Below are 23177 nucleotides of genomic sequence, written 5' to 3' on the forward strand. Positions count from 1 at the left end.
CGCGCGCATCCCGCCATGCAATGACACGCCTGTCCCGCGGACGCATACCCGCGTTCGCCGCGGCCGGCTGCGCGCCGCCCCCCGTTTCACCCCACCCACAAGAATCAAGGAGACACCGTCAATGAAGTCACGCGCAGAACGTTCCCTTCGCGCCGCCGTCCTGACCGGATCGGCCGCCGTCGCCGGCCTCGCGGCAGGCGCCGCGCACGCGCAGTCGTCGGTCACGATGTACGGGATCATGGACGCCGGCATCGAATACACGAACCACGCGGCGCCGGAAGGCGGCAGTTCGGTCAAGCTCAAGTCGGGCAACAAGAACACGTCGCGCTGGGGCCTGCGCGGCGTCGAGGATCTCGGCGGCGGGCTGAAGGCCGTGTTCCGCCTCGAAAGCGGGATCGACCTCGCGAACGGCGCGTTCGACGACGGCCCCGACTCGATCTTCGCGCGCCGCGCGACGGTCGGCCTGAAAAGCAAATGGGGCGAACTGACGCTCGGCCGCAACTACACCGTCACGTACGACTACATGCTGCCGTTCGACCCGATGGGTTACGCGCAGAACTACTCGTGGGCCACGTCGTCGATGGCGACGGGCGGCCGCAAGGACGGCATGTTCACGCGCTCGTCGAACGCGGTGCGCTACGACGGCGAGTTCAGCGGCTTCAAGTTCGGCGCGATGTACGGCTTCGGCAACGTGCCGGGCAGCATGAAGACCAGCTCGAAATACGACGTCGCGGTCGGCTACGAGAAAGGCCCGTTCGCGGCGGTCGTCACGTTCGACCGGCAAAACGGCGCGGCCGACAGCGTCACGCCGGCCGATACCGTCAACTACATCCAGGGCATCCACGCGGGCCTGAGCTACGACTTCGGCAACCTGAAGACGATGGCCGGCTATCGCAACTACAAGCGCACGTTCCACACCACGGCGGCGAACCAGTTGAGCGACATGGTCTGGCTCGGCGGTTCGTACCAGTTCACGCCGGCGTTCTCGCTGATCGCGGCCGTCTATCACCAGAACATCAAGGGCGGCAGCGATGCCGATCCGACGCTGGTGTCGATGCGCGCGAACTACGCACTGTCGAAGCGCACGGTGCTGTATGCGGCCGGCGCGTTCGCGATCGCGAAACACGACCAGAAGGTCGGCGTGTCGCGCGATTTCGCGGGATACGGCACCACGCAGGTCGGTGTCACGGCGGGGATTCAGCAGCGGTTCTGAGTCCACCGCGATGGGTGACGACCGGCGTCTGTCGCCCGGTGTCGCCCTTTTACCCGACGCGCGGCGGCACGACGACGAATGACCGAATGTCGCCGCGCGGCTCGACCATCGGGCAATGTCCGGCAGGCGGCGGCTCGCTTGCCGCTCAGTCGCCGCGCATCGTGAACACCGGACGCACGAGACTGTTCGTATCGCTCCAGTGTTCGTCGACATCCGACAGCGGCACCGTGCGCGTGTCGATCGCCAGGCCCGCCGGCCCGGCCGCGTCGAACACACCGCGCACCGACGCCAGCAAGCGCGGCAGCGACACACTGCCGATGCCACTCCCCATCAGCTCGATTGCCGTCGCCCGCAACACGGCGCCCGGCAGCAGCACGTCCGCGCCGCCGATCGAGCCGATCTGCACGAAACGCAGCCGGCGGCCATCGGGCGTCGCCTTCGCGGCGGCAACCAGCAGCGCCTGCGCGCTGGCCCCCCACAGATAATCAAGCACGACATCCACGCCTTCACGGAAGTGCGGTTCGAGCGCACGCGCCAGATGCGCATCGTCCTGCTGCAAAGACACGACGGCATCCGCACCGGCATTCAGCAACGCCTGCAACGCAGCCGCGTTGCGGCCCGTCGCGATCACCTTCGCGGCGCCGAGATGCTTCGCGATCCGCACCGCCAGCCGCCCCGACGTACCCGTCGCGCCATTGACGAGCACCGTCTCGCCCGCGACAAGCCGCGCGCGTTCGGTCAGCGCCGCCCACGACGACATCCCCGGAATCGCGATCGCCGCGGCCGTGACGTCGTCGAGCGTGTCCGGGAGCGGCACGCACTGCGTATCGGGCGCGATCGTGCGCTCGGCCATCGCGCCGAACGGCGTGGGAGCGCCGAAGAAGTAAACGCGTCGACCATCGTCGAGGCGGCCAACGCCGTCGACGCCGACGACGAACGGATAGCGCGCGCCCGACGAGTAGTGCTTGCCGGATGCACGCGCCTGGGCGATCCGGCTCAATGCGGACGCCGTCACGTCGATCAGGCTGTGGCCTGCCATCGCGCGCGGCGCATCGAATTCCATATGAACGGGACGCTCGCCTGCGCCCGTCACGACTGCTGCTTTCATGGTGACTCCTTGATTCGGGGATCTCGATCGACGGTTCCGGCGCGCATCAGCGTGCGTCGAGCCACGCGCGCAGTGCGAGATCGCGCACTTCCAGCACGTCGAACAGGCCGAGCGCCCGCAGCGCGGGCAACGCGTCGATCGCGTCGGCCTCCGCGCGCGCCCGGTCGGCGGGTGCCGCGTTCGGGTCGGTCAGCACACGCGCGTTGACCAGGAATGCGCCGACAGTCCCCTTGCGGATCGTCGTTCCGCCGTTTTCAATCTGGTCGGCATGGTCGGGAAGCATCTGTTCGGCTCGCATCGCGTCGTACTCCGGTTGTCATCGATGGACGCAGTGTAGGCGTGCGAAGCCGGCCGATCTCCGGTATAACCGCCATTCGATACCGATATCCGGCCATGTCCGATCCGCTCCTGCCCGCCCGATTCATCACATCCGACGATGGCCCGTTTGTCGTCGCCGCCGTGCTGTCGCAACGCGACCCGCGCATCACGCCGCCGCATGCGCATGCGCGCGGCCAGCTTGTCGGCGCGCTGAGCGGGCTGCTGACGATCGGTCTCGACGATCAGGACTGGGTCGTGCCGGCGATTCATGCGATCTGGATTCCGCCGCATTGCCGGCATTCGCTGCGTTCGTTCGGGCCGATTGCCGGTTGGTCTGCGTTCGTCGCCGAAGCGCGTTGCGCGACACTGCCGGCTACGCCGCGCGCGATCCGCACGACGCCGCTGTTGCGCGAAGCCGTGCAGCGCGCGGCCAGCTGGGGCGATTCGGAACTGGATGCCGCGCAGACGCGGATCGCCGACGTGATCCTCGATGAAATCGCGTCGTCGGAAGTCGAGGCGCTGGGGCTGGTGCGGCCGCAGGACTCGCGGCTCATCAAGATTACCGATGCGCTGGCCACGAATCTCGCGGACAACCGACGCCTGGAGGAATGGGCCGAATGGGCCGGCATCAGTGCGCGGACGATGAGCCGCCGCTTCGTCGCCGAGACGGGGCTGACGTTCGCGCAGTGGCGTCAGCAGGCCCGGCTGCTGCGGGCGCTGGAGAGAATCGCGGATGACGTGCCGGTGACGACGATTGCACTCGATCTCGGGTACGACAATGTGAGCGCGTTCATCGACATGTTCCGGCGGGCGTTGGGGACGACGCCGGGAAGGTATTTGGAGGCGGGGCGACGAGCTGAGGGATAGCTGCAACCGACGGCAGGTGTGGACGGTCGCGGCCCACTTACTGATATGTCGGATAGGCTCCCGACAACCGTCGCCCGCCGCCGCTTCGTTCAATACGTCCCGTCGCCCTTCTTCACCGCCTCGCCGCCGTTCCCCTTGAACTGCGCGGCCAACCGCTCCGCGCTTCTCGCCAGCAGCGTCGTATCGACCCCGACCGCGACGAACAGCGCACCCGCTTCCAGATAACGCCGCGCGGCCACTTCATCCGCACTCAGAATCCCCGGCGCCTTGCCGGCTGCCTTGATCGTCCGGATCGCACCGTCGATCGCGGCCTGCACGTCCGGGTGTCCCGGATTGCCGAGATGCCCGAGATCGGCGGCCAGGTCAGCCGGCCCGATGAACACGCCGTCGACGCCTTCGACGCGCGCAATCGCATCGATCGCATCGAGCCCCGCGCGCGTCTCGACCTGCACGAGTACGGCCATTTCGTCGTTCGCGCGATGCAGGTAATCGCCCACGCGATTCCACCGCGACGCGCGCGCCAGTGCGCTGCCGACGCCGCGAATGCCGTGCGGCGGGTATCGCGTCGCCGCCACGGCCGCGCGCGCTTCGTCCGCGCTCTGCACCATCGGCACGAGCAGCGTCTGCGCACCGAGATCGAGCACCTGCTTGACGATCACCGGATCGTTCCACGGCACGCGCACGACCGGATGCGACGGGTACGGCGCGATCGCCTGCAGTTGCGCGAGGATCGTCGGCACCGTGTTCGGCGCATGCTCGCCGTCGATCAGCAGCCAGTCGAAACCGGCGCCCGCGACGACTTCGGCGCTGTACGGATTCGCGAGCCCGAGCCACAGCCCGACCTGCGCGTCGCCGCGCGCCAGCGCGGCCTTGAACACATTCGACGGAATCTGCATCGTTCGCTCACCTCACTCGAAGTAGCACTGGATCGTCCCGAGCGGACCGTAGTCGACGCTGAACGTGTCGCCCGATCGCGCCGCGCACGGCCGCGTGAACGAACCGCCGAGCACGATCTGCCCGGGTTCCAGCGCGACGTCGAAGCGTGACAGCCGGTTCGCGAGCCACGCGACGCCGTTCGCCGGATGGTTCAGCACGCCGGCCGCGACGCCCGTTTCCTCGACCACGCCGTTGCGCGACATGATCGCCGCGACCCAGCGCAGGTCGACGTCCTGCGGTTTCACGGGCCGGCCGCCGATCACGACACCCGCGTTCGCCGCGTTGTCGGCGATCGTATCGAACACCTTGCGCGGCCGTTTCGTATCGGGGTCGATCGACTGGCTGCGCGCGTCGATGATCTCGAGCGCGGGCACGACGTAATCGACCGCATCGTACACGTCGAAGATCGTGCAGTTCGGGCCCGACAGCCGCTTGCCCAGCACGAACGCAAGCTCGACCTCGACGCGCGGCACGATGAAGCGGCCGGTCGGGATCGTGCCGCCGTCCGCGAAGAACATGTCGTCGAGCAGCGCACCGTAGTCGGGCTCGTCGATCTGCGACGAGTTCTGCATCGCCTTCGACGTGAGGCCGATCTTGTGCCCTTTCAGCGTGCGGCCTTCCGCGAGCTTGAGGGTCACCCACGCGCGCTGGATCGCATACGCGTCGTCGATCGTGATGTCGGGATGGTCGAGCGAGATCTGGCGGATCTGCTTGCGCTCGCGTTCGGCGTCGTGCAGACGCTGCGCGAGCTGGTCGATGATGGCGGGTTCGAGCATGGTCGGATCGGGAATGGGGTTCAGCCGGCCCGCTTGTAGCGGGCGTGGATGTTGTTGTGCTTGTACGAGCCGCTTTCGCTGAACTCGGTCAGTTCCATCGACAGCGCGAGGTAGCGTTTCGCGTACAGCTCGGCGAAATGCGCCTTGATCGCGTCGAACAGCGCGTCGCACGCGGCCTTCTTCTGTGCGTCGGTGCGGCCCGAGCCGATCTTCAGCGTCACGTGGACGAATGCATCGTCCTCAGTGCCGTCGGCAACGCAGTAGTCCTGCAGCTCGATCGCGCGCGAACGGATGCCGCCGGTCGGGAACACGCCGTCCTGCGCGATCAGCGTCGCGTTGATCGTGCGCAGCAGCGCGGGAATGCGCGCGTCGTCGCGGATGTTCGCGGTGTATTCGACGACGATGTGAGGCATGGCAAATCTCCGGTCGGATTCGATTGCTTGGCGGGCCGCAGCCCTCAGGCCAGCGGGAAGATCGCGTTGATCTGCCCGGTGCCCGAACTCGCGAAATAGTCGGTGACGATCTCGACGGGCTTGTCGTAGCGGTCCCAGCCGAGCAATCCGAGCAGCATCGCCGTGTCGTGCATGCCACCTTCGCCGTGGCAGTGCGTGTTGTACTCGGGCAGCATCGCGCAGAAGGTCTTGAAATCGCCCTGCTTCCACAGCTCGACCACGCGCAGGTCGACCTGCCGGAAGAATTCGCGGCTGATCTGGTGGATCGATTCCTCGGGGCTGCCGTTGTCGTTGAAGCGGTGCGACAGCGAGCCGCTCGCGAGGAACGCGACGTTCGAATCGCTCTTCTCGATCGCTTCGAGCAGCGCCTCGCCGAAGCGGCGGCTTTCGTCGAGCTGATGCCACATGCACCAGCCGGCGATCGACACGACCTTGAAATGCTGGTCGGCGTTCATGTAGCGCATCGGCACGAGCGTGCCGTATTCGAGTTCGAGGCTGTCGATCTCGTGCGCGCGCGTCGCGACGCCACGCGCGCTGGCCGTCTCGGCGATCAGCCGGCCGAGCGCCGGGTTGCCCGGATACGCGTACTCCATGTCGCGAATGAAATGCGGCAGCTCGTTGCTCGTGTAGATGCCCGAGAACCGCGCATTGCAGTTCACGTGATAGCCGGCATTGACGAGCCAGTGCACGTCCGACACGACGATCGTGTCGACGCCGAGCGCGCGGCAGCGCTCGCCGATCAGCTGGTGGCCGCGGATCGCCGCTTCACGGCAGCCGTGATGCCTGCCGGGCAGTTCCGACAGGTACATCGACGGCACGTGCGTGATCTTCGCGGCGAGGGACAGTTTGCCCATCGTTAAGTCTCCATGATTCTTTCGAGTGGCGAGGCGCCCCGCGCCCGTCACACGCCCCAGCGCGGGATGTGATGCGAACCCATCGAGATGCACACGTTCTTGATCTCCGCGAACACCTCGAAACTGTACTCGCCGCCCTCGCGCCCGGTACCCGATTCCTTCACGCCGCCGAACGGCTGGCGCAGGTCGCGCACGTTCTGGCTGTTTACGAACACCATCCCGGCCTCGATCCCGCGTGCCAGACGATGCACCTTGCCGACGTCCTGCGTCCAGATGTACGACGCAAGACCGTACGCCGTGTCGTTCGCGAGCCGCAGCCCTTCGTCTTCGTCCTCGAACGGGATGATGCAGGCGACCGGCCCGAAGATCTCTTCCTGCGCGATGCGCATCCGGTTGTCGACGTCGGCGAACACGGTCGGACGCACGAAGTTGCCGTTGCGCAGATGGTCGGGCAACCCTGCCGGCTTGTCCGCGCCGCCCGCGACCACGCGCGCGCCTTCCTGCTCGCCGATGCGGATATAGCCCGTCACCTTCTCCCAGTGCTGGCGCGTGATCATCGCGCCGAGATTCGTGGCCGGATCGGCCGGATCGCCGACCACCAGGTTGTTCGCGCGACGCGCGAATTCCTGCACGAAGCGGTCGTAGATCGTGCGCTGCACGAAGATCCGCGAACCGGCGGTGCAGCGTTCGCCGTTGATCGAGAAGATCGTAAACAGCGACGCGTCGAGCGCGCGATCGAAATCGGCGTCGTCGAAGACCAGCACCGGCGACTTGCCGCCGAGCTCCATCGAATACTTCTTGAGACCGGCACGCTCCATGATCCGCTTGCCGGTGACGGTGCCGCCGGTGAACGACACCGCACGCACGTCCGGGTGGCGCACGAGCGCGTCGCCGGCCGTTGCGCCGTAGCCCTGCACGACGTTCAGCACGCCGGGCGGGATGCCGGCTTCGAGCGCGAGCCGGCCGAGCTGGTCGGCCGTCAGCGGCGACAGCTCCGACATCTTCAGCACGGCCGTGTTGCCGAGCGCGAGGCACGGCGCCGTTTTCCACGTGGCCGTCATGAACGGCACGTTCCACGGCGACACCAGTGCGCACACGCCGACCGGCTGGTACAGCGTGTAGTTCAGCATCTGGTCGTCAACCGGATACGTGCGACCGTTCATCTGCACGCACACTTCCGCGAAGAAGTTGAAGTTCTCGGACGCACGCGGAATCAGCTGCTTGCTCGTCTGCGCGATCGGCAGGCCCGTGTCCTGCGTCTCAAGCGCCGCGAGCATCGGCACGTTCTTTTCGATCAGCTCGCCGAGCTTGCGCATCAGCTTCGCGCGCTCCTTGGCAGGCGTGTTCGCCCATTTCGGGAAGGCTTCCTTCGCCGCGCGCACGGCCGCGTCGACCTCGGCCTCGCCGCCCGACGCGACGTCGGTGATGACTTCGCCCGTCGCGGGGTTCAGCGTCGTGAAGGTCTCGCGGCTCTCGACTTCGCGGCCGCCGATCCAGTGCTTGATGGTCATGTGCTCTCCTTGGGCGACGGGCTCAGCCGGCGCGATAGTAGTCTGCTTCGCCGACGATCGTGTTCACGAGCCGGCCAATCCCTTCGATCTCGGTCACGACCTCGTCGCCCGGCTTCGTGTCCGCCAGCCCCTCGGGCGTGCCGGTCAGGATCAGGTCGCCCGGCGAGAGCGTCATGAAGCCGCTGATGTGCTCGATCAGCGCCGGCACGTCGAAAATCATGTCGCGCGTGCTGCCGCGCTGCGTCTCCTGGCCGTTCACGGTCGTGCGCAGCATCAGGTTGCCCGCATCGCCGATCTCGTCGCGGCTGACAAACCACGGCCCGAGCGGCGTGCAGGTGTCGCGGTTCTTCACGCGCAGGTTCGGGCGGTAGTAGTTCTCGAGATAGTCGCGGATCGCGTAGTCGTTCGCGACCGTGTAGCCGGCCACGTAGTCGAGCGCCTGCGCGCGGCTCACGTTGCGCGCGGGCCGGCCGATCACGACGGCCAGTTCGCACTCGTAGTGCATGTGCGTCGCATCGGACGGACGCACGGTGCGCGACCGGTGGCCGATGAACGTGTTCGGCCCCTTCAGGAAGATCAGCGGCTCGCTCGGCGCCTTGAACGCGAGTTCCTTCGCGTGGTCGGCGTAGTTCAGGCCGAGTGCGAACGTCGTGCGCGGCGCGACGGGCGGCAGCCACGACACCCCGTCCTCGGCGACCACGCGCCCCGTATCGAGGCGGATCATGCCGTCGCCGGCCGGTTCGGCCGCATGCAGTGCGCCGTTGTAGATCACGCGCGCCGTCTTCATCGTGCTTCCTCCGCAATCAGCGTATGCCGCAACGTGCCGATGCCGGCGGCCGAAATCTCGATCGTGCTGCCCGCACGGGCGCGCGGTGCGCCGCCCGCGACGCCGAGCAACAGCACGTCGCCCGCGTCGAACGACATGAAAGCCGTCACGTCCGCGATCAGGTCGCGCACCGGGCGAATCAGCGTGGCGGTCGACGCGGACACCGCCGACTCGCCGTCGATCCGCACGGTCAGGCCGATCGCGTCGACGTCGCCAAGGGCGGCAGCCGGCACGATGGCCGGACCCAGCGGGCAGAAGCCGTCACGGCACTTGAAGCGCACGGCCGGACGGTAGTAATCGGGATGCGGCACCGACACGTCGCTCGCGAGCGTGAAGCCGTGCACGTAGTCGAGCGCCTGCGCGGCCGGGACGCGCGTCGCGCGCCGGGCGAACACGACGGCCACCGACGCGCCGATCTCCAGCGCATCGACGCCGGCCGGCACGACGACGGCCGAGCCGTCGGCCGCAAGCGTGTTGGCGGGCTTGATATAAAGGATCGGCGCCTGCGGCGGGCGGCCGTAAGGCGGTGCGTTCACGGCATCGCCGAGCGCGTCGAGCGCCGCGCGCTCGTTGAGCAGCGCGCCGTAGACGGTACCGATGGCGACCGGCAACGGCGGCGCCGTGGCGGTCGTGCAAGACAGCTCCATGCGTCATTCCCCTGCCGCGCGTCGCGGCGCATCGTCAATAGTTAATATCTTAAGTAAACAATCGGGCGCTGGCAACCTCGATTACCCTGAGATGCGAAATTCATCACCTTCGGCTGTTAAGATTGATGCGTCCCCGCCCTTTACCCACCCCGATGAACCGTACGCTCGACCATCGCAACCTGGCCATGCTGCTGCTCGAGGCCCGCGAAACGCTGATGGGTCTGTTTCGCCCCATTCTCAAGGAATTCGCGCTGACCGAACAGCAATGGCGGATCATCCGCGTGCTCGACGGCGAACCGGCGCATGCGCTCGAAGCGGGACAGATCGCCAGGCGCTGCTGCATCCTGAGCCCGAGCCTCACGGGCGTGCTGGAACGGATGGAGCGCGACGGCCTGATCACGCGCACGCGCGCGCAGGAAGATCAGCGCCGGCTGCTGGTCAGCCTGACGCCGCAAAGCAGGAAACTGGTGACGGAAATCGGCCCGCGGATCGACGAGCAGTACCGGCAGCTCGAATCGCGGTTCGGCCAGGACGGCCTGGAAGATATCTACCGCGCGCTCGACCGGCTCATCGAACTCGGCGGCAACGCGTGATGGCGGCGCCCGCTCCCGCCATGCGCGGGAACGGGCACCGCTCTGGTGCGGGCAGTCAGTGCAACGCGCCGCGCATCAGTTCGGTCACGGCCACGCCGCGCGACGTGCGCATGCATTCTTCGACGTAATCGATGAACGGCAACGGTTCGAAATCGATTTCGTCGCGCACGCGGCGGTTATCGAACACGCGATCGACCGTCGCGAATTCCCCGCAGCGCTGCAGCGCACGGCCGATCACACGCTCGAGTGCCGGATCGGGGCGCCCGAGCACGTCGCGCACCACGAGCGGCAATTCGGCCGGCGCGCACGCCGCGTAGCGCGGCGCCCCCGTCATCCCCGCCGCCTCGTCCATCGCACGCACGATCTGCGCCACCTGCGGCGCCTCGTCGCCGGCCGACACGTGATAGACGTCGTGCGCGAGCGTCGGCTTCACGGCCAGCAGCATCGTCGCGCGCGCCACGTCGTCCACCGACACGATGTCGATGCGCGTCATCGGCCGGGCGGTGAAGCGGCGCGCGGCGTGCGCGAGCCGGAACATCCAGAACGAATTCGGCGCGGGCCGTGTGCCGAGCACCGTGTGGCCGACCACATGCGACGGTCGCACGACGACGAGCGGCAGCCCGAGCGCGCGCAGGCGCTGTTCGGTTTCGGCCTTCGCATGCAGGTAGCCGGCCGCGAGTACCGCGCCCGGCAGGCCGTCGTCGTCGGGCGCCGTGTCGTCCGCCACATCGCCCGTCGTCTGTTCCTGCACGATGCCACCGCGGCCCGCATGCGCATAGGCCGTGCCGACGTACACGAAGCGCTGCAGGCGCGGCGCGCGCGCGAAGCGTTCGGCGAAATGCACGGCATCGGCGATGTCGGCCCGCAGGTGCGCGCCGTCGGCCGGCGAGGCATGGCCGGCGCAGTGAATCACGTGCGTCGCGCCGGCGAGGCGCGGTGCATCGGCGCCGTGCCACACGTCGCCGAGCGCGCCGACGATCACGTTCGCCTCGGTCAGGCGCGACGCCCAGTACGGGGCGAGCCCCGCACGCAGCGCCGCTTCGCGCAGCCGCGCGACGGCGTGGCCGCGATCCTGTGCACGCACGACGCACACGATGCGTTCGAGCAGCCCTGCATTGACGAGCGCCGCCAGCACGGTACTGCCGATGAAGCCGGTCGCGCCGGTCAACACCAGCCGTTCGACGTTCGCCGCCGCGACCGGTGCGCTGGCCGGCGACACGAGGCTCGTGCGCCAGTTGAGCGACAACGCGGTTTTCCAGATCAGCACGATAGTCTCCTTCGAAGAATCGGCCGGGCGGCGCGGCGCCCGCGGTTGCGGACTGCGCACGGCTCGCCGGCCGGGCCGGGGCTGACGCGCGCCCTGGCAGTCCCGATCGGGCATGCGGCCTGCGATCACGTCGATCGCGTCTCTGGCACGAGGCGGCGGCAGCCGCCGCGGACGGGCGTCCGCGGCACGGGATCGGGATGTTCCCAGTGTGGGGCCCGACCGTATGCAAGTCTGTCCCGAAAGTTTCGTGAAAGTGTGCCGATTTGTACGCGATTGTCGGAGTGTGTCGTGCCGGCCGCGCCGTCAACACGCTGAAACATCCGGCCGGGCGACGCCCGGACTGCGTCATGTCGCATCCGCCGGTGCCGACTTTGATGGCCGACCGCGCGCGACAGATCGACGCGCCCCGCGGCCATGTCATCCCATGTCTCGAACGTCATCGATGCGTACGCCGGCACTGCAATCGCCGGTAACGCCCGCTATTGCATGGCGCTCCGGAATGACCACGAATCGTCAGACGTCGTTTCATCTGAAACCGCAATAGACTCAATACGGATTTATTGCGGATTAACACTTGCGTTTCACACCAGTCTATCTAGACTGATCAAGTCAAAACGGTCGAATGTGTCATTTTTTTAGGAGACGATCACAATGCGCCTCACCATTCGGATTAATGGCAGCGAATCGGCAACCCGGCATGCCTTCGCGGTTCTGTGGGTCGATACCGACGAGGGGCTGTGGTCGCGCGAGGCACATCAGGGCATCGATCTTCCGACCTGGGGCAAGGTTCGCGACGTCGAGGGCGCGATGGCGCTCTGCGCGGCCGATAGCGGGAACGCCGTCTGCCAGTTGAAGGGACTGTCGTTCGATGCGATGCAGCGCGAACAGGGCCCCGCCGTACTCGCCGGCGATCACGCCGGTGCATGGCGGCTGCAGGAAGTCGATCGCTGCACGACCCAGCCGGAATACCGGGAATTTATTTCCGTCGCCCGCTAGCATTCATTGACGTAAATCGTCTGCGGTTTTCGGGTTTATTCCAGCATCAGCGATATTCATTTCGATATTCATTATTAACGACGCCCCTTTTCGGGGCGTTTTTCATTTTCCGGCATAAAGAAATAATCGAGGCCCGGGCAAATGATCACGTTGCGTCGACGGCGGCGATCGACCGGCACCGGCATCCGCAGCCGCCGAGCGACACGCGGCCGAGCACGCGCCCTGATCGCCAGCCGTGGCATCGACATCCCGCTTTGGCTGCGCGCTTCCTCCCCCTGTTTCCGCGTGAGACCGATGCGCCGTTTGACGTTTTTTCACGGGGCCGGAACACACTTTCCCCACACGGTGTTTACTCATTTATTACAATTGCATTATTCAGACTGACTTGCCGCCCTTCGGCGGCCCGACCCGGCCATTGCATGAGCGTGAAGAAGAAGACCCACCCCGCCGATCCATACACGGCCGCGACCAAGAATCCGATGCTTGCGTCGCGCCTGCCCATGTGGCGCTCGAGGCTGATCGTGATCATCGTGTTCCTTGCATTCGCCGCGCTGATCGGCCGCGCCTTCTGGGTGCAGGTCGCGAACAAGGAGTTCTACGTCGGCCAGGGCCAGAAACGCTACCAGCGCACGATCGAGCTCGACGCGACGCGCGGGCGCATCGTCGACCGAAACGGCGCGATGCTCGCCGTCAGCCTGTCGACCTATGAAATCTGGGCGAACCCGAAGCAGGTCGCCGACACCGACTACCCGCAGATCTCGAAGCTGCTCGACATGCCGCTCGTCGAGGTCAAGCGACGCCTCGGCAACGACAAGACGTTCGTGCTGCTCAAGCGGCAGGTCGACGCCGACACCGCGGGCAGGCTCGACAAGCTGGCGATCGACGGCATCACGCAGATCGCCGATTCGAAGCGCTTCTACCCGGAAGGCGAATCGGCCGCGCACGTGGTCGGCTTCACGAACGTCGAGGACAAGGGGCAGGAAGGCGTCGAGCTCGCGGCGAACGCGCGCCTGGTGGGCACGTCCGGGCAGCGCGAGGTCATCCGCGACCGGCTCGGCCGCATCGTGTCGGATACGCGCCCGCTCGTCCCCGCGCAGCACGGCGCGACGATCGAACTGACGATCGACCGCCGCATCCAGCAGCTCGCGTTCAGCCAGCTCAAGGCAGCCGTGGTCGAGAACAACGCGGTGGCCGGCAGCGTCGTGGTGCTCGATGCGCAGAACGGCGAGATCCTCGCGCTCGCGAACTACCCGACCTTCGACCCGAACGACCGCGCCCGCCTCACCGGCCAGCAGTTGCGCAACCGCGCGGTGATCGACACGTTCGAGCCGGGCTCGACGATCAAGCCGCTCGTCGTCGCGCTGTCGATCGACGAACGCAAGGTCACGCCGAACACGATCATCAACACGTCGCCGGGCACCTACAAGATCGGCCCGGCCGTGATTCACGACACGTCGAACCATGGGTCGCTGACCGTCTCGCAGGCGCTGCAGAAGTCGAGCAACGTCGCGCTCGCGAAGTTGGCACTGAACCTGCCCGCCGAAACGATCTGGAACAAATACCAGGAGTACGGGATCGGCCGCGCGCCGGAACTGACGTTCCCGGGTGTCGCGTCGGGCCGGCTGCGCGGCTACAAGCGCTGGCGGCCGATCGAGCAAGCGACGATGGCGTACGGCTACGGCCTGTCGATGTCGCTGCTGCAGATCGCGCAGACCTACACGGCCTATGCAGGCGACGGCACGCTGCACCCGGTGTCGCTGCTGAAGAACGGTACCGACCAGCAGACGATCGACGCGCATCGCGGCCATCGCGTGACGTCGCCGCAAACGGCCGCGTCGATCCGTTCGATGCTCGAGATGGCGGTGGGCGAAGGCGGCACGGGGCGCCGCGCGCGCGTCGACGGCTACCGGATCGGCGGCAAGACCGGTACCGCGCGCAAGCAGGTCGGCGCGACCTATGCGAAGGGCAAGTACCGTGCGCTGTTCGCGGGGATGGCGCCGATGAGCAACCCGCGCCTGATCGTCGCCGTGATGATCGACGAGCCGCGCGGCAAGGGCTACTACGGCGGCACGGTGGCCGGCCCGGTGTTCGCGTCGGTCACGAGCGGCTCGCTGCAGCTGCTCGGCGTGCCGCCCGATGCGCCGGTCGAGCCCGAGAAGAATGCGCCGGCGAAGGCCGCTGCGCCGCAGAAGACGGTCGCAGCGCCGAAAGCCGCAGCTCCGGCCAGGACGGCTGCCTCGCAGAAACCGTCGGTACCGCTCAAGACGGCCGCGCAGTCCGGCGCGGCCGCGTCGACGAAGGCCGCTGCGAGCTGACAACGTCGTACGGGCGATGCCGCATGCGCATCGCCCATCCCCCCGCTTTCATCCCACTCTCTAGGAACACTCCGCATTATTTGAGCGTTCCCGCCGCGTCCTCCTACAATTTTTGCGCGCCGCAGGCGGCCTTGCCTGCGCGCCGGACTACAACAACGGAGAGAGACGCATGCGATTCCACTGGAAAACACTCGTGCTGGCTACCGCGAGCATCACGCTGCTGGGCGGCGCCCCAGCCCGGGCCGCCGATGCCACCGACGTGAAAATCGGCTTCCTCGTCAAACAGCCGGACGATCCGTGGTTCCAGGACGAATGGCGCTTCGCCGAGCAGGCCGCGAAGGAAAAGCACTTCACGCTGATCAAGATCGCGACGCCGAGCGGCGAAAAGGTGTCGACCGCGCTCGACAGCCTCGCCGCGCAGAAGGCGCAAGGCGTGATCGTCTGCGCGCCCGACGTGAAGCTCGGCCCCGGCATCGCGGCGAAGGCGAAGCGCGCGGGGATCAAGCTGATGTCGGTCGACGACCAGCTCGTCGACGGCCACGGCGCGCCGCTCCCGGGCGTGCCGCACATGGGCATCTCCGCGTACAAGATCGGCCAGCAGGTGGGCCAGGCCATCGCGGACGAAACGAAGCGGCGTGGTTGGAATCCGGCCGAGGTCGGCATCATCCGGATCGCCTACGACCAGTTGCCGACCGCGCGTGAACGCACGGCCGGCGCGGTCGATGCGCTCAAGGCCGCCGGCTTCCCGGCCGCGAACGTGATCGACGCGCCGGAGATGACGGCCGACACCGAAGGTGCGTTCAACGCGGCGAACATCGCGCTCACCAAGCACGCGAATTTCAAGCGCTGGGTCGCGTTCGGCTCGAACGACGACACGACAGTCGGCGCGGTACGCGCCGCCGAGGGGCGCGGCATCGGCGCGGACGCGATGGTCGCGGTCGGCATCAACGGCAGCCAGGTCGCGCTCAACGAATTCGCGAAGCCGAAGCCGACCGGTTTCTACGGGTCGATCCTGCTGAATCCGCGCCAGCACGGCTACCAGACGAGCCTCAACATGTACGACTGGATCACGAAGAACCAGGCGCCGCCGCCGCTCGTGCTGACGTCCGGCACGCTGATCACGCGCGACAACGAGAAGCAGGCGCGCGCCGCGCTCGGCCTGTGAGCCTGCCCAAGGAGCCGACATGACACGCACCACCCTCGTGACGGGCGCCGCCGGCGGCATCGGCCAGGCGCTCTGCCGTACCTTCCTTGCGGCCGGCGACCGCGTGCTCGCACTCGATCGCGACCGCGCGTCGCTCGACCGCTTCATCGATACGCTCGGCGACGCACGCGCGACGGCGGTCGTCGACGACCTGACCGACGCCGAACGACTGCGCGCGATGCTCGAAGCGCATCCGCCGGTCGACGTGCTCGTCGCGAACGCGGGCACGGCCGCATCGACCACGCTGCGCGACACGACGCCCGCCAGCTGGCGCACCGATCTCGATGCGAACCTGACGGCCACCTACGTGAGCGTCGAAGCCGTGCTGCCCGGCATGCGCGCAAGCCGGCGCGGCGCGATCGCGATCATCGGTTCGGTGAACGGCGTGCACGCGCTCGGGCATCCGGCCTACAGCGCGGCGAAGGCCGGATTGATCAGCTACACGAAATCGCTCGCGATCGAATACGGCCGCGACGGCGTACGCGCGAACATCGTGCTGCCGGGCACCGTGAAGACGCCCGCGTGGGAGGCGCGCGTGCAGCGCAACCCGCTGGTGTTCGAGCAATTGAGGAAGTGGTATCCGCTCGACGATTTCGCGACGCCCGACGACGTCGCGCAGGCTGCCTTGTTCCTGTGCTCGCCGGCCGCGCGGATCATCACCGGCGTCGCGCTGCCGGTGGACGGCGGCCTGCTGGCCGGCAATCGCGTGATGGCGCAGGAGCTGACGCTCGAGACGTTCTACTGATCGATCGGGAAGCCGCCCGCGGGGCCGGCGGCCGCGCGGGCCACCGTGGTCTGCCCGGTGCGCGGCGCGATGCCGCGCGCCGTCAATGCGCAGTCGCGACCGGCTTCACCATCCGGCCGAGCACGTGCTCGGTCATCCCGCGTGCGAGTTCGGTCTCGCCCATGAACACGGTGCCGATTCCTTCATGCGACAGCAGCGCGGCCTCGTCGCCGCTGTTCGTGCACAGCACGACCTCGAGCGTCGGGTTGAGCGTGCGCGAGATCTCGACGATCTGCCGCACGTCGAACACGTCCGGCAGCGTGACGACCAGCATCCCGGCGCGCGCGATATGGGCCTGCACGAGCACGATCGGCTCGATCGCGTCGCCCGACACAGCGGCAATGCCTTCCGCGCGCAGCTTCTCGACGAGTTCGCGGTTCTGCTCGACGACGACATACGCGATCCCGCGCTCGTCCAGCGCATGCGCGATTCGCGTGCCGACCTTGCCGTAACCGACGATCACGACCTGCCCGGTCAGGTGCGTCTGCGGCGTCGACATCGGCAGTGCGGCGAGCGGATCGTCACGCGCCTCGAGCTTGCGCGCGAACGCCGAATGCTTGCGGATCCACGCGAGTGCCGGATCGATCATCGCGAACAGCAGCGTGTTCATCGCGATCGAGATCAGCGCGACGGCCAGGATCAGGCTCTGCCCCTCGGCCGACAGCAGCCCGAGCGCCCGGCCGAGCCCCGCGAGGATGAACGAGAATTCGCCGATCTGCGCGAGGCCCGCGCCGACCGTCAGCGCGGTATTGAGCGGATAGCGGAACGCGATCACGAGCGCGACGGCCGCGAGTGTCTTGCCGATCAGCACGATCGCCGCGACCTCGATCACGTGCAGCGGCTCTTCAAGCAGCACCTTCGGGTCGAACAGCATGCCGACCGAGATGAAGAACAGCACCGAGAACGCGTCGCGCAGCGGCAGCGTCTCGTCGGCCGCGCGTCGGCTGAATTCCGACTCGCGCATCATCATCCCGGCGAAGAACGCGCCGAGCGCGAACGACACGTCGAACAGCTTCGCCGCGCCGAACGCGATGCCGACCGCGGCCGCGATCATGCACAGCGTGAACAGCTCGCGCGAACCGGTGCGCGCGACAAGCCACAGAATGCGCGGGAACACGCGTTTGCCGACCACCAGCATCAGCGCGATGAACGCGGCGACCTTCAGCATCGTGACGCCGAGCGTGCCCCACACGCTGCCGCCGGCCGCATGCGCGTCGCCGGGCGGCGTGCCGCCGAGCAGCCCCGCGACGGGCGGCAGCAGCACCAGCACGAGCACCATCACGAGATCCTCGACCACCAGCCAGCCGACCGCGATGCGCCCGTTGACCGTCTCGACAAGCCCGCGCCCTTCGAGCGCGCGCAGCAGCACGACGGTACTCGCGACCGACAGCGCGAGCCCGAACACGAGCGCCGCCCCGAGGCTCCAGCCCCACGTGAGCGCGAGCCCGCCGCCGAGCAGGGTCGCGACGGTGATCTGGACGACCGCGCCCGGCAGCGCGATCTTGCGCACCGCAAGCAGATCGCCAAGTGAAAAATGCAGGCCGACGCCGAACATCAGCAGCATCACGCCCACTTCCGCGAGCTGCTGGGCGAGCGACAAATCGCCGACGAAACCGGGCGTGCCGGGGCCGATCACGATCCCGGCAAGCAGATAGCCGACGAGCGGCGGCATTTTCAGCAGCGACGCGAGGTAACCGAAGATCATCGCGAGACCGAAACCGGCCGCGAGCAACGCAATCAGGCTGACGTCATGAGGCATCCCCCCTCCCAAGTTCTTGTAACTATTTAGTAAGGTTCAAGAATGGAAGGATAAGGGATGAGGCGGAAGAATGGCGCGCGGCCGCGAAAATTTCACGCGGCGGCGCGCCTTTGCGGGGTGCAACCCCGGCGAAATAAAAGGCGCCGCGCGGGTGCGGCGGCGCCTTGAGGCAAATCGGACTGGCAGGGCTGGCGCCCCGCCGCCTCCGTCAGCGCGACGCTTGCGGGAACCGCGCGCCCGGCGGCGGTTCGGGCCGCGTCGACGGCACGCTCTTGCGCACCTTCACGACCTGCGCGGCCGTCACCGGCGCGCCCGTGTTGCCCCAGCTCGTGCGCACGAAGTTCGACACGTCCGCGACTTCCTGGTCCGACAGGCGCCAGCCGAACGGCGGCATCGTGAAGGTCGACGGCGCGGTGCGCGTCCCCTCCAGTGCGCTGCCTTCCAGCACGACGTGGATCAGCGAGGTCGGATCGTCGCCCTGCACGACCGGGTTGCCGGCGAGCGCCGGGAACACGCGCGTGTAGCCGTGGCCGTCGCTGCGGTGGCAGGCCATGCAGTTGTCGCGATAGACGGCCGCGCCCGGCTTGCTCGCGTCGCCGGCCTGCAGCGCCTTCGCGGCAGCCGCGTCGTACACGTGCGGCTGCTCGCCCTGCACGCGCGGGGGCAGCGTCTTCAGGTAGCGCGCGATCGCGTTCAGGTCGTCGTCGGTCATGTGCTGCATGCTGTGGCCGACCACGTCCGTCATCCCGCCGAATGCAGCCGTGCGCAGCGTACGGCCCGTCTTCAGGAACTGCACGATCTCGGTTTCGTTCCACGTGCCGAGGCCCGTGCGCGGCTCGCCGCGCAGGCTCGTCGGCACCCAGCCGTCGATCGCCGCGCCGCCGGCCAGGAAGTCCAGGCCGTCCGCGTCGGTCAGCCCGCGCTCCTGCATCGTCGGCGCGCGCGGCGTGTGGCATGCGCCGCAGTGGCCGAGACCCTGCACGAGATATGCGCCGCGCGCGACCACCGGATCGGTGTACGGCGCCGCATCGAACGGCTTCGGCGTCGGCGCGAACATCTTGCGCCAGATCCCGAGCGGCCAGCGCATCGACAGCGGCCACACGATGTCGACCGCACGGTTCTCGTGCTCGACGGGCGCGACGCCATGCATGAAGTACGCGTACAGCGCCTTCATGTCGTCGTCGGTCAGGCGCGCATACGACGGGAACGGCATCGCCGGATACATCGTGTCGCCGTTCTTGCGCACGCCTTCGCGCACCGCGCGCGTGAAGTCCTCGTAAGTCCAGCCGCCGAGGCCCGTCTTCGGGTCCGGCGTGATGTTCGTCGAGTAGATGCCGCCGATCGGCGTGTCGAACTTCAGCCCGCCCGCGAACGGCTTGCCGCCGCTCGCGGTGTGGCACGCGATACAGTCGCCGGCGCGCGCGAGGTATTCGCCCCGCTTGATCAGGTTCGCATCGGCGGACTGGGCCGCGGGTGCGGCCGCCGGGCCGGAAGCCGCCGCGGGAGTGGCCGGCTGCGCAAACGCCGTCGGGCCCGCGAAGCCGAGCGCGGCCCAGGCTGCACCGGCCGCCAGCGCGCGCGACATCCGGCGTGCGACGTTGTGGTTCATCGTCCTCTTCATACGGTCACCAGCGGGGCGGGATTTTTCAGGTATTGCTCGCGGATCGCGCGTGCCGACCAGTAGGCCAGCGCCGCGATGATCCCGGTCGGGTTGTAGCCGATGCCCTGCGGCAGCGCCGACGCCCCCATCACGAACACGTTGTGCACATCCCAGCACTGCAGGTAGCGGTTCAGCACGCTCGTCTTCGGGTCGGTGCCCATGATCGCGCCGCCGACGAGGTGGGTCGTCTGGTACGCGCGCGAATCGAAGTGCTTGCCGAACTCGCGCGTCGACACGGCGATTGCCTTCGGCCCCATCGCTTCCGCGATCTTCTTCATCTGCCCGGTCACGTATTGCGCCATCTTGATGTCGTTGTCCTTCCAGTCGAACGTCATCCGCAGCAGCGGCTGGCCGTACGAATCGCGATAGGTCGGATCGAGGTCGAGATAGACATCGCGGTACGACATGTTGGTGCCGTGTGCGTCCATCGAGATCGTGTGCGCGTAGTTGTCCTTCACGGCCTTCTTCCACGCGGAGCCCCACTGCGGCGTACCGGGCGGCGTCGCGATGCCGCTGATCGGCTTCACGCCGGCCTGGTTCACCCACAGCGGCGAGCCGCCGACGAAGCCGAGCGGGCCGTGGTCGAAGTTGTCCGCGTTGAAATCGTCCACCGCGACGCCGTTGCCGCCCGCGCCGATGAACGGGTTCGTGTAGGTGTCCTTGTCGAAGAACGCCTTGATCGTCGACAGGTTCTGGTACGCGAAATTGCGGCCCACGACGCCCTCGCCCGAGATCGGGTCGTACGGCTTGCCGATGCCCGACAGCAGCAGCAGGTGCACGTTGTGGTACTGGAACGCGGCCACGATCACGAGATCGGCCGGCTGGTGCACTTCGCGCCCGGCCGGATCGACGTAGGTCACGCCCGTCGCGCGCTTCTTCGTGTCGTCGAGATCGACGCGCAGCACGTGGCACTTCGAGCGCAGCTCGAAATTCGACGCCTGCTTCAGCGCGGGCAGGATGTTCAGGTTCGGCGACGCCTTCGAGTACATGTAGCATGCATAGCCGCTGCAGTAGCCGCAGAAGTTGCACGGGCCCATCTGCACGCCGTACGGGTTCGTGTACGGGCCCGACGTGTTCGCCGACGGCAGCCGGTACGGATGCAGGCCGAGCGACTTCGCGGCATCGGAGAAGCGCTGCGCCGAGTACGTATTGAGCTGAGCGGGCAGCGGGAAGTTGTCGCTGCGGTTCGCTTCGAACACGTTGCCGTCGCCGACCACCTTGCCGCCGACCTTGTATGCTTGACCCGACGTGCCGAACACCTTCTCGGCGAAGTCGAAATGCGGCTCGAGCTCCTCGTAGGTCACGCCCGTATCCTGGATCGTCATCCCTTCGGGGATGAACTTCCTGCCGTAGCGCTCTTCATAGTGGCTGCGCAGGCGCAGTTCTTCCGGCGTGATCCGGAAATGCACGCCCGACCAGTGCAGCCCCGCGCCGCCGACGCCTTCGCCCGGCAGGAACGCGGCGAGCTGCCGGTACGGCAGCGCGGTGTCCTGCAGGCCGTGGCGGATCGACACGGTCGTCTTCGACAGGTCGAGGAACAGCTTCTTGCGGATGTTGTAGGTCAGCTCGTCGATCGTGTTCGGATACGCGCCGTCCGGATAGGTATCGCGATATTCGCCGCGCTCGAGCGCGACCACGTTCAAGCCCGCTTCGGTCAGTTCCTTCGCGAGAATCGCGCCGGTCCAGCCGAAGCCGACGATCACCGCATCGACATGCGGCTTTTTCTCTGCGGCCATCAGCTGCGCTCCCCGTTGATCGAGACGGGGCCGTACGGATAGGGCTTGCCGCTCTGGTTGACGAAATCCATGAAGTCGGCACGCGCGCCCGGAAAGCCGATCATCTTCCACGCGGCCATGTCGTGATTGCCGCCGTGCACCGGATCGCAGAAGTAGCCTTCACGCGTGTTCTGCAGCAACTGGCCGAAGAACAAGCCGGGCGGCACGTCGTCGATCTGCGCGCCGCCCTTCTCCAGCGCGCCGAGCACGGTGTCGCGCGTCGGTGCATCGAGATCCGCGAACGCCTTGCCGTGCGTCTTTTCGCAATAGCGGTTGACGGCCGCGATGCCGAGCCGGTAGATGTCGCGCGGCACCAGCTTCAGCTGGTAGCCGAGCTCGGGCACGCCCTGCTGGAACGGCCCCTGCATGTACCACGTCGCGCCGTGCGCATACGGCGTCTCCATCTGGCGATCGATGAATTCGGGCACGCCCGATTCGAGCGCGCCGGGGCCTTCGGCGTCGGCCGGGATCAACCGGTCGACGGCGGCCTGGACGAACGCCCACTCCTTCGCATCGAAGAAGGTCGGCCTGTACGGGGCACGTTCGGCGCTGGACGAGGCGGCGGGTGCGTTGCCGGCCGTCGTCGCGGACGGCGACGTCGAGCGCAGGTCGCAGCCGGCGACCGACGCGATCGGCACGAGCGCGACCGACGTGCGCAGGAAACGGCGGCGCGAGTTGGGTTTGTCAGGTGGCGTGGACATGGTCGGGTGTTGATCGTTGGGGATCGGGGTCCGGACGCGCGCACTCCGCATGCGTCGTATCCGGTACGGCAGCCATGCCGCACGCGGCCGGCCGTCCTGTTCTTTCGTGTGTTGCGAACAACCTCGATGCGGGCAGCGGCCGCGCACTGCGCAGCGGCGCCTTCATGCAGCCGCACGACGCGCCGGTTCCGGCTGCGCTGTACGGATCGACCTCTTATTGGGCCTGATCATCAGACAAATGACGGTCTTTCGACCGGCATCTGCCTGCCATCGCCATGACCCTTATTCAACTTAGACGTCGCGCTTGCCGACGGCAAGCGCGACGTGCACGACCCTCTTTCGGGCCCGGCGACGAGTGCGGCGAATTATATATGGAACCGGTTCCATTACGAGGGGGTTCGATGCAATTCAATGCATCGAAAATCGCAACAATTGAAAAATCCGGAAACCGGAATGCGCAAGGATGGCGCAATGGCAGCCCGATGCGCGCGCGGCGCGGGCGATTGTGCTGCGGCGTGCGCGGCCGATGGCTGTGGCTTTCCAGCCACGCGCCGCAGCGCCGGCCTGCCCGTCGACCCGAACGGCCTGGACGGCCCGGCCGGCATCGGCGAACGG

21 protein-coding genes are annotated in these 23177 nt (G+C 67.5%); 7 read left to right on the forward strand and 14 right to left on the reverse strand.

The features are described 5' to 3' along the window. Positions 1-121 precede the first annotated feature (121 nt). The gene (locus KEC55_RS20680; protein ID WP_282510220.1) at positions 122-1213 is read left to right on the forward strand and encodes a porin; all 1092 of its coding nucleotides are present in this window, start codon (positions 122-124) and stop codon (positions 1211-1213) included. A gap of 145 nt (positions 1214-1358) precedes the next feature. On the opposite strand, the gene KEC55_RS20685 is transcribed toward KEC55_RS20680, so the two are convergent. Beyond that, positions 1359-2321 (reverse strand): quinone oxidoreductase family protein, encoded by a 963-nt coding sequence (locus tag KEC55_RS20685; protein WP_282510222.1) that lies wholly within the window; start codon positions 2319-2321, stop codon positions 1359-1361. 46 nt (positions 2322-2367) lie between these two features. Next, positions 2368-2619 carry a hypothetical protein gene (locus tag KEC55_RS20690; RefSeq protein ID WP_282510224.1) on the reverse strand — a complete coding sequence of 84 codons (252 nt, stop codon included), beginning with the start codon at positions 2617-2619 and terminating at the stop codon, positions 2368-2370. Between the two features lie 95 nt (positions 2620-2714). Here KEC55_RS20690 and KEC55_RS20695 point away from each other — a divergent pair, with 95 nt between their 5' ends. Next, the gene (locus KEC55_RS20695) at positions 2715-3506 is read left to right on the forward strand and encodes an AraC family transcriptional regulator (protein ID WP_282510226.1); all 792 of its coding nucleotides are present in this window, start codon (positions 2715-2717) and stop codon (positions 3504-3506) included. A gap of 89 nt (positions 3507-3595) precedes the next feature. On the opposite strand, the gene hpaI is transcribed toward KEC55_RS20695, so the two are convergent. The 7 genes from hpaI to KEC55_RS20730 are packed head-to-tail and all read right to left on the reverse strand — an operon-like array spanning position 3596 to position 9508. After that, entirely contained in the window at positions 3596-4402 is an 807-nt protein-coding gene (gene hpaI / locus KEC55_RS20700; RefSeq protein ID WP_282510228.1) for a 4-hydroxy-2-oxoheptanedioate aldolase, read from the reverse strand. A 12-nt stretch (positions 4403-4414) separates the two neighbouring features. Next, positions 4415-5218: a 2-oxo-hept-4-ene-1,7-dioate hydratase gene (hpaH, locus tag KEC55_RS20705; RefSeq protein ID WP_282510230.1), complete on the reverse strand. Its 804-nt coding sequence runs from the start codon at positions 5216-5218 to the stop codon at positions 4415-4417. Positions 5219-5238: 20 nt separating this feature from the next. Continuing rightward, complete coding sequence (locus KEC55_RS20710) at positions 5239-5631, reverse strand: 5-carboxymethyl-2-hydroxymuconate Delta-isomerase (RefSeq protein WP_282510232.1); 393 nt, start codon at positions 5629-5631, stop codon at positions 5239-5241. A gap of 44 nt (positions 5632-5675) precedes the next feature. Further along, positions 5676-6524, reverse strand: coding sequence for a 3,4-dihydroxyphenylacetate 2,3-dioxygenase (gene hpaD / locus KEC55_RS20715; RefSeq protein ID WP_282510234.1), 849 nt, complete (start codon positions 6522-6524; stop codon positions 5676-5678). Positions 6525-6571: 47 nt separating this feature from the next. Then, positions 6572-8035: a 5-carboxymethyl-2-hydroxymuconate semialdehyde dehydrogenase gene (gene hpaE / locus KEC55_RS20720; RefSeq protein ID WP_282510236.1), complete on the reverse strand. Its 1464-nt coding sequence runs from the start codon at positions 8033-8035 to the stop codon at positions 6572-6574. Positions 8036-8057: 22 nt separating this feature from the next. Next, positions 8058-8822 carry a fumarylacetoacetate hydrolase family protein gene (locus KEC55_RS20725; RefSeq protein ID WP_282510238.1) on the reverse strand — a complete coding sequence of 255 codons (765 nt, stop codon included), beginning with the start codon at positions 8820-8822 and terminating at the stop codon, positions 8058-8060. Next, complete coding sequence (locus tag KEC55_RS20730) at positions 8819-9508, reverse strand: fumarylacetoacetate hydrolase family protein (protein WP_282510240.1); 690 nt, start codon at positions 9506-9508, stop codon at positions 8819-8821. The genes KEC55_RS20725 and KEC55_RS20730 overlap by 4 nt, the downstream gene beginning before the upstream one ends. Positions 9509-9660: 152 nt before the next feature. Here KEC55_RS20730 and hpaR point away from each other — a divergent pair, with 152 nt between their 5' ends. Further along, positions 9661-10101: a homoprotocatechuate degradation operon regulator HpaR gene (hpaR, locus tag KEC55_RS20735; RefSeq protein ID WP_034179682.1), complete on the forward strand. Its 441-nt coding sequence runs from the start codon at positions 9661-9663 to the stop codon at positions 10099-10101. 55 nt (positions 10102-10156) lie between these two features. On the opposite strand, the gene KEC55_RS20740 is transcribed toward hpaR, so the two are convergent. Beyond that, positions 10157-11368 carry an SDR family oxidoreductase gene (locus KEC55_RS20740; protein ID WP_282510249.1) on the reverse strand — a complete coding sequence of 404 codons (1212 nt, stop codon included), beginning with the start codon at positions 11366-11368 and terminating at the stop codon, positions 10157-10159. Between the two features lie 651 nt (positions 11369-12019). Here KEC55_RS20740 and KEC55_RS20745 point away from each other — a divergent pair. The 4 genes from KEC55_RS20745 (at position 12020) to KEC55_RS20760 (ending at position 16628) form a co-directional block, all read left to right on the forward strand. After that, positions 12020-12364, forward strand: a complete 345-nt coding sequence (locus KEC55_RS20745; protein ID WP_176045228.1) for a DUF3564 family protein — start codon at positions 12020-12022, stop codon at positions 12362-12364. A gap of 419 nt (positions 12365-12783) precedes the next feature. Next, the gene (locus KEC55_RS20750; RefSeq protein WP_282510254.1) at positions 12784-14679 is read left to right on the forward strand and encodes a peptidoglycan D,D-transpeptidase FtsI family protein; all 1896 of its coding nucleotides are present in this window, start codon (positions 12784-12786) and stop codon (positions 14677-14679) included. Positions 14680-14848: 169 nt separating this feature from the next. Then, positions 14849-15844, forward strand: a complete 996-nt coding sequence (locus tag KEC55_RS20755; protein ID WP_282510256.1) for an arabinose ABC transporter substrate-binding protein — start codon at positions 14849-14851, stop codon at positions 15842-15844. A 19-nt stretch (positions 15845-15863) separates the two neighbouring features. Beyond that, positions 15864-16628 carry an SDR family oxidoreductase gene (locus tag KEC55_RS20760; RefSeq protein WP_282510258.1) on the forward strand — a complete coding sequence of 255 codons (765 nt, stop codon included), beginning with the start codon at positions 15864-15866 and terminating at the stop codon, positions 16626-16628. 82 nt (positions 16629-16710) lie between these two features. Here KEC55_RS20760 and KEC55_RS20765 read toward each other — a convergent pair whose 3' ends face one another. The 4 genes from KEC55_RS20765 to KEC55_RS20780 all read right to left on the reverse strand — a co-directional run bounded on the left by KEC55_RS20765 (position 16711) and on the right by KEC55_RS20780 (position 22562). Further along, entirely contained in the window at positions 16711-18426 is a 1716-nt protein-coding gene (locus KEC55_RS20765; RefSeq protein ID WP_282510260.1) for a cation:proton antiporter, read from the reverse strand. 208 nt (positions 18427-18634) lie between these two features. After that, positions 18635-20047 carry a c-type cytochrome gene (locus KEC55_RS20770; RefSeq protein ID WP_282510262.1) on the reverse strand — a complete coding sequence of 471 codons (1413 nt, stop codon included), beginning with the start codon at positions 20045-20047 and terminating at the stop codon, positions 18635-18637. After that, positions 20044-21822 carry a GMC family oxidoreductase gene (locus KEC55_RS20775; protein ID WP_282510265.1) on the reverse strand — a complete coding sequence of 593 codons (1779 nt, stop codon included), beginning with the start codon at positions 21820-21822 and terminating at the stop codon, positions 20044-20046. The genes KEC55_RS20770 and KEC55_RS20775 overlap by 4 nt, the downstream gene beginning before the upstream one ends. Then, complete coding sequence (locus tag KEC55_RS20780) at positions 21822-22562, reverse strand: gluconate 2-dehydrogenase subunit 3 family protein (protein ID WP_282510267.1); 741 nt, start codon at positions 22560-22562, stop codon at positions 21822-21824. Before KEC55_RS20780 ends, KEC55_RS20775 begins: the two co-directional genes overlap by 1 nt. Between the last annotated feature and the right edge of the window lie 615 nt (positions 22563-23177).

The sequence above is a fragment of the Burkholderia cepacia genome (genome assembly GCF_029962485.1).
Lineage (GTDB): Bacteria > Pseudomonadota > Gammaproteobacteria > Burkholderiales > Burkholderiaceae > Burkholderia.

Coding starts and splice junctions, on each gene's coding strand:
- KEC55_RS20725 (WP_282510238.1), bottom strand. CDS start 8,822: ATGAAGACGGCGCGCGTGATCTACAACGGCGCACTGCATGCGGCCGAA.
- hpaE (WP_282510236.1), bottom strand. CDS start 8,035: ATGACCATCAAGCACTGGATCGGCGGCCGCGAAGTCGAGAGCCGCGAG.
- hpaR (WP_034179682.1), top strand. CDS start 9,661: ATGAACCGTACGCTCGACCATCGCAACCTGGCCATGCTGCTGCTCGAG.
- KEC55_RS20710 (WP_282510232.1), bottom strand. CDS start 5,631: ATGCCTCACATCGTCGTCGAATACACCGCGAACATCCGCGACGACGCG.
- KEC55_RS20760 (WP_282510258.1), top strand. CDS start 15,864: ATGACACGCACCACCCTCGTGACGGGCGCCGCCGGCGGCATCGGCCAG.
- KEC55_RS20730 (WP_282510240.1), bottom strand. CDS start 9,508: ATGGAGCTGTCTTGCACGACCGCCACGGCGCCGCCGTTGCCGGTCGCC.
- KEC55_RS20690 (WP_282510224.1), bottom strand. CDS start 2,619: ATGCGAGCCGAACAGATGCTTCCCGACCATGCCGACCAGATTGAAAAC.
- KEC55_RS20695 (WP_282510226.1), top strand. CDS start 2,715: ATGTCCGATCCGCTCCTGCCCGCCCGATTCATCACATCCGACGATGGC.
- KEC55_RS20680 (WP_282510220.1), top strand. CDS start 122: ATGAAGTCACGCGCAGAACGTTCCCTTCGCGCCGCCGTCCTGACCGGA.
- KEC55_RS20755 (WP_282510256.1), top strand. CDS start 14,849: ATGCGATTCCACTGGAAAACACTCGTGCTGGCTACCGCGAGCATCACG.
- KEC55_RS20775 (WP_282510265.1), bottom strand. CDS start 21,822: ATGGCCGCAGAGAAAAAGCCGCATGTCGATGCGGTGATCGTCGGCTTC.
- KEC55_RS20745 (WP_176045228.1), top strand. CDS start 12,020: ATGCGCCTCACCATTCGGATTAATGGCAGCGAATCGGCAACCCGGCAT.
- KEC55_RS20770 (WP_282510262.1), bottom strand. CDS start 20,047: ATGAAGAGGACGATGAACCACAACGTCGCACGCCGGATGTCGCGCGCG.
- KEC55_RS20765 (WP_282510260.1), bottom strand. CDS start 18,426: ATGCCTCATGACGTCAGCCTGATTGCGTTGCTCGCGGCCGGTTTCGGT.
- hpaH (WP_282510230.1), bottom strand. CDS start 5,218: ATGCTCGAACCCGCCATCATCGACCAGCTCGCGCAGCGTCTGCACGAC.
- hpaI (WP_282510228.1), bottom strand. CDS start 4,402: ATGCAGATTCCGTCGAATGTGTTCAAGGCCGCGCTGGCGCGCGGCGAC.
- KEC55_RS20685 (WP_282510222.1), bottom strand. CDS start 2,321: ATGAAAGCAGCAGTCGTGACGGGCGCAGGCGAGCGTCCCGTTCATATG.
- hpaD (WP_282510234.1), bottom strand. CDS start 6,524: ATGGGCAAACTGTCCCTCGCCGCGAAGATCACGCACGTGCCGTCGATG.
- KEC55_RS20780 (WP_282510267.1), bottom strand. CDS start 22,562: ATGTCCACGCCACCTGACAAACCCAACTCGCGCCGCCGTTTCCTGCGC.
- KEC55_RS20750 (WP_282510254.1), top strand. CDS start 12,784: ATGAGCGTGAAGAAGAAGACCCACCCCGCCGATCCATACACGGCCGCG.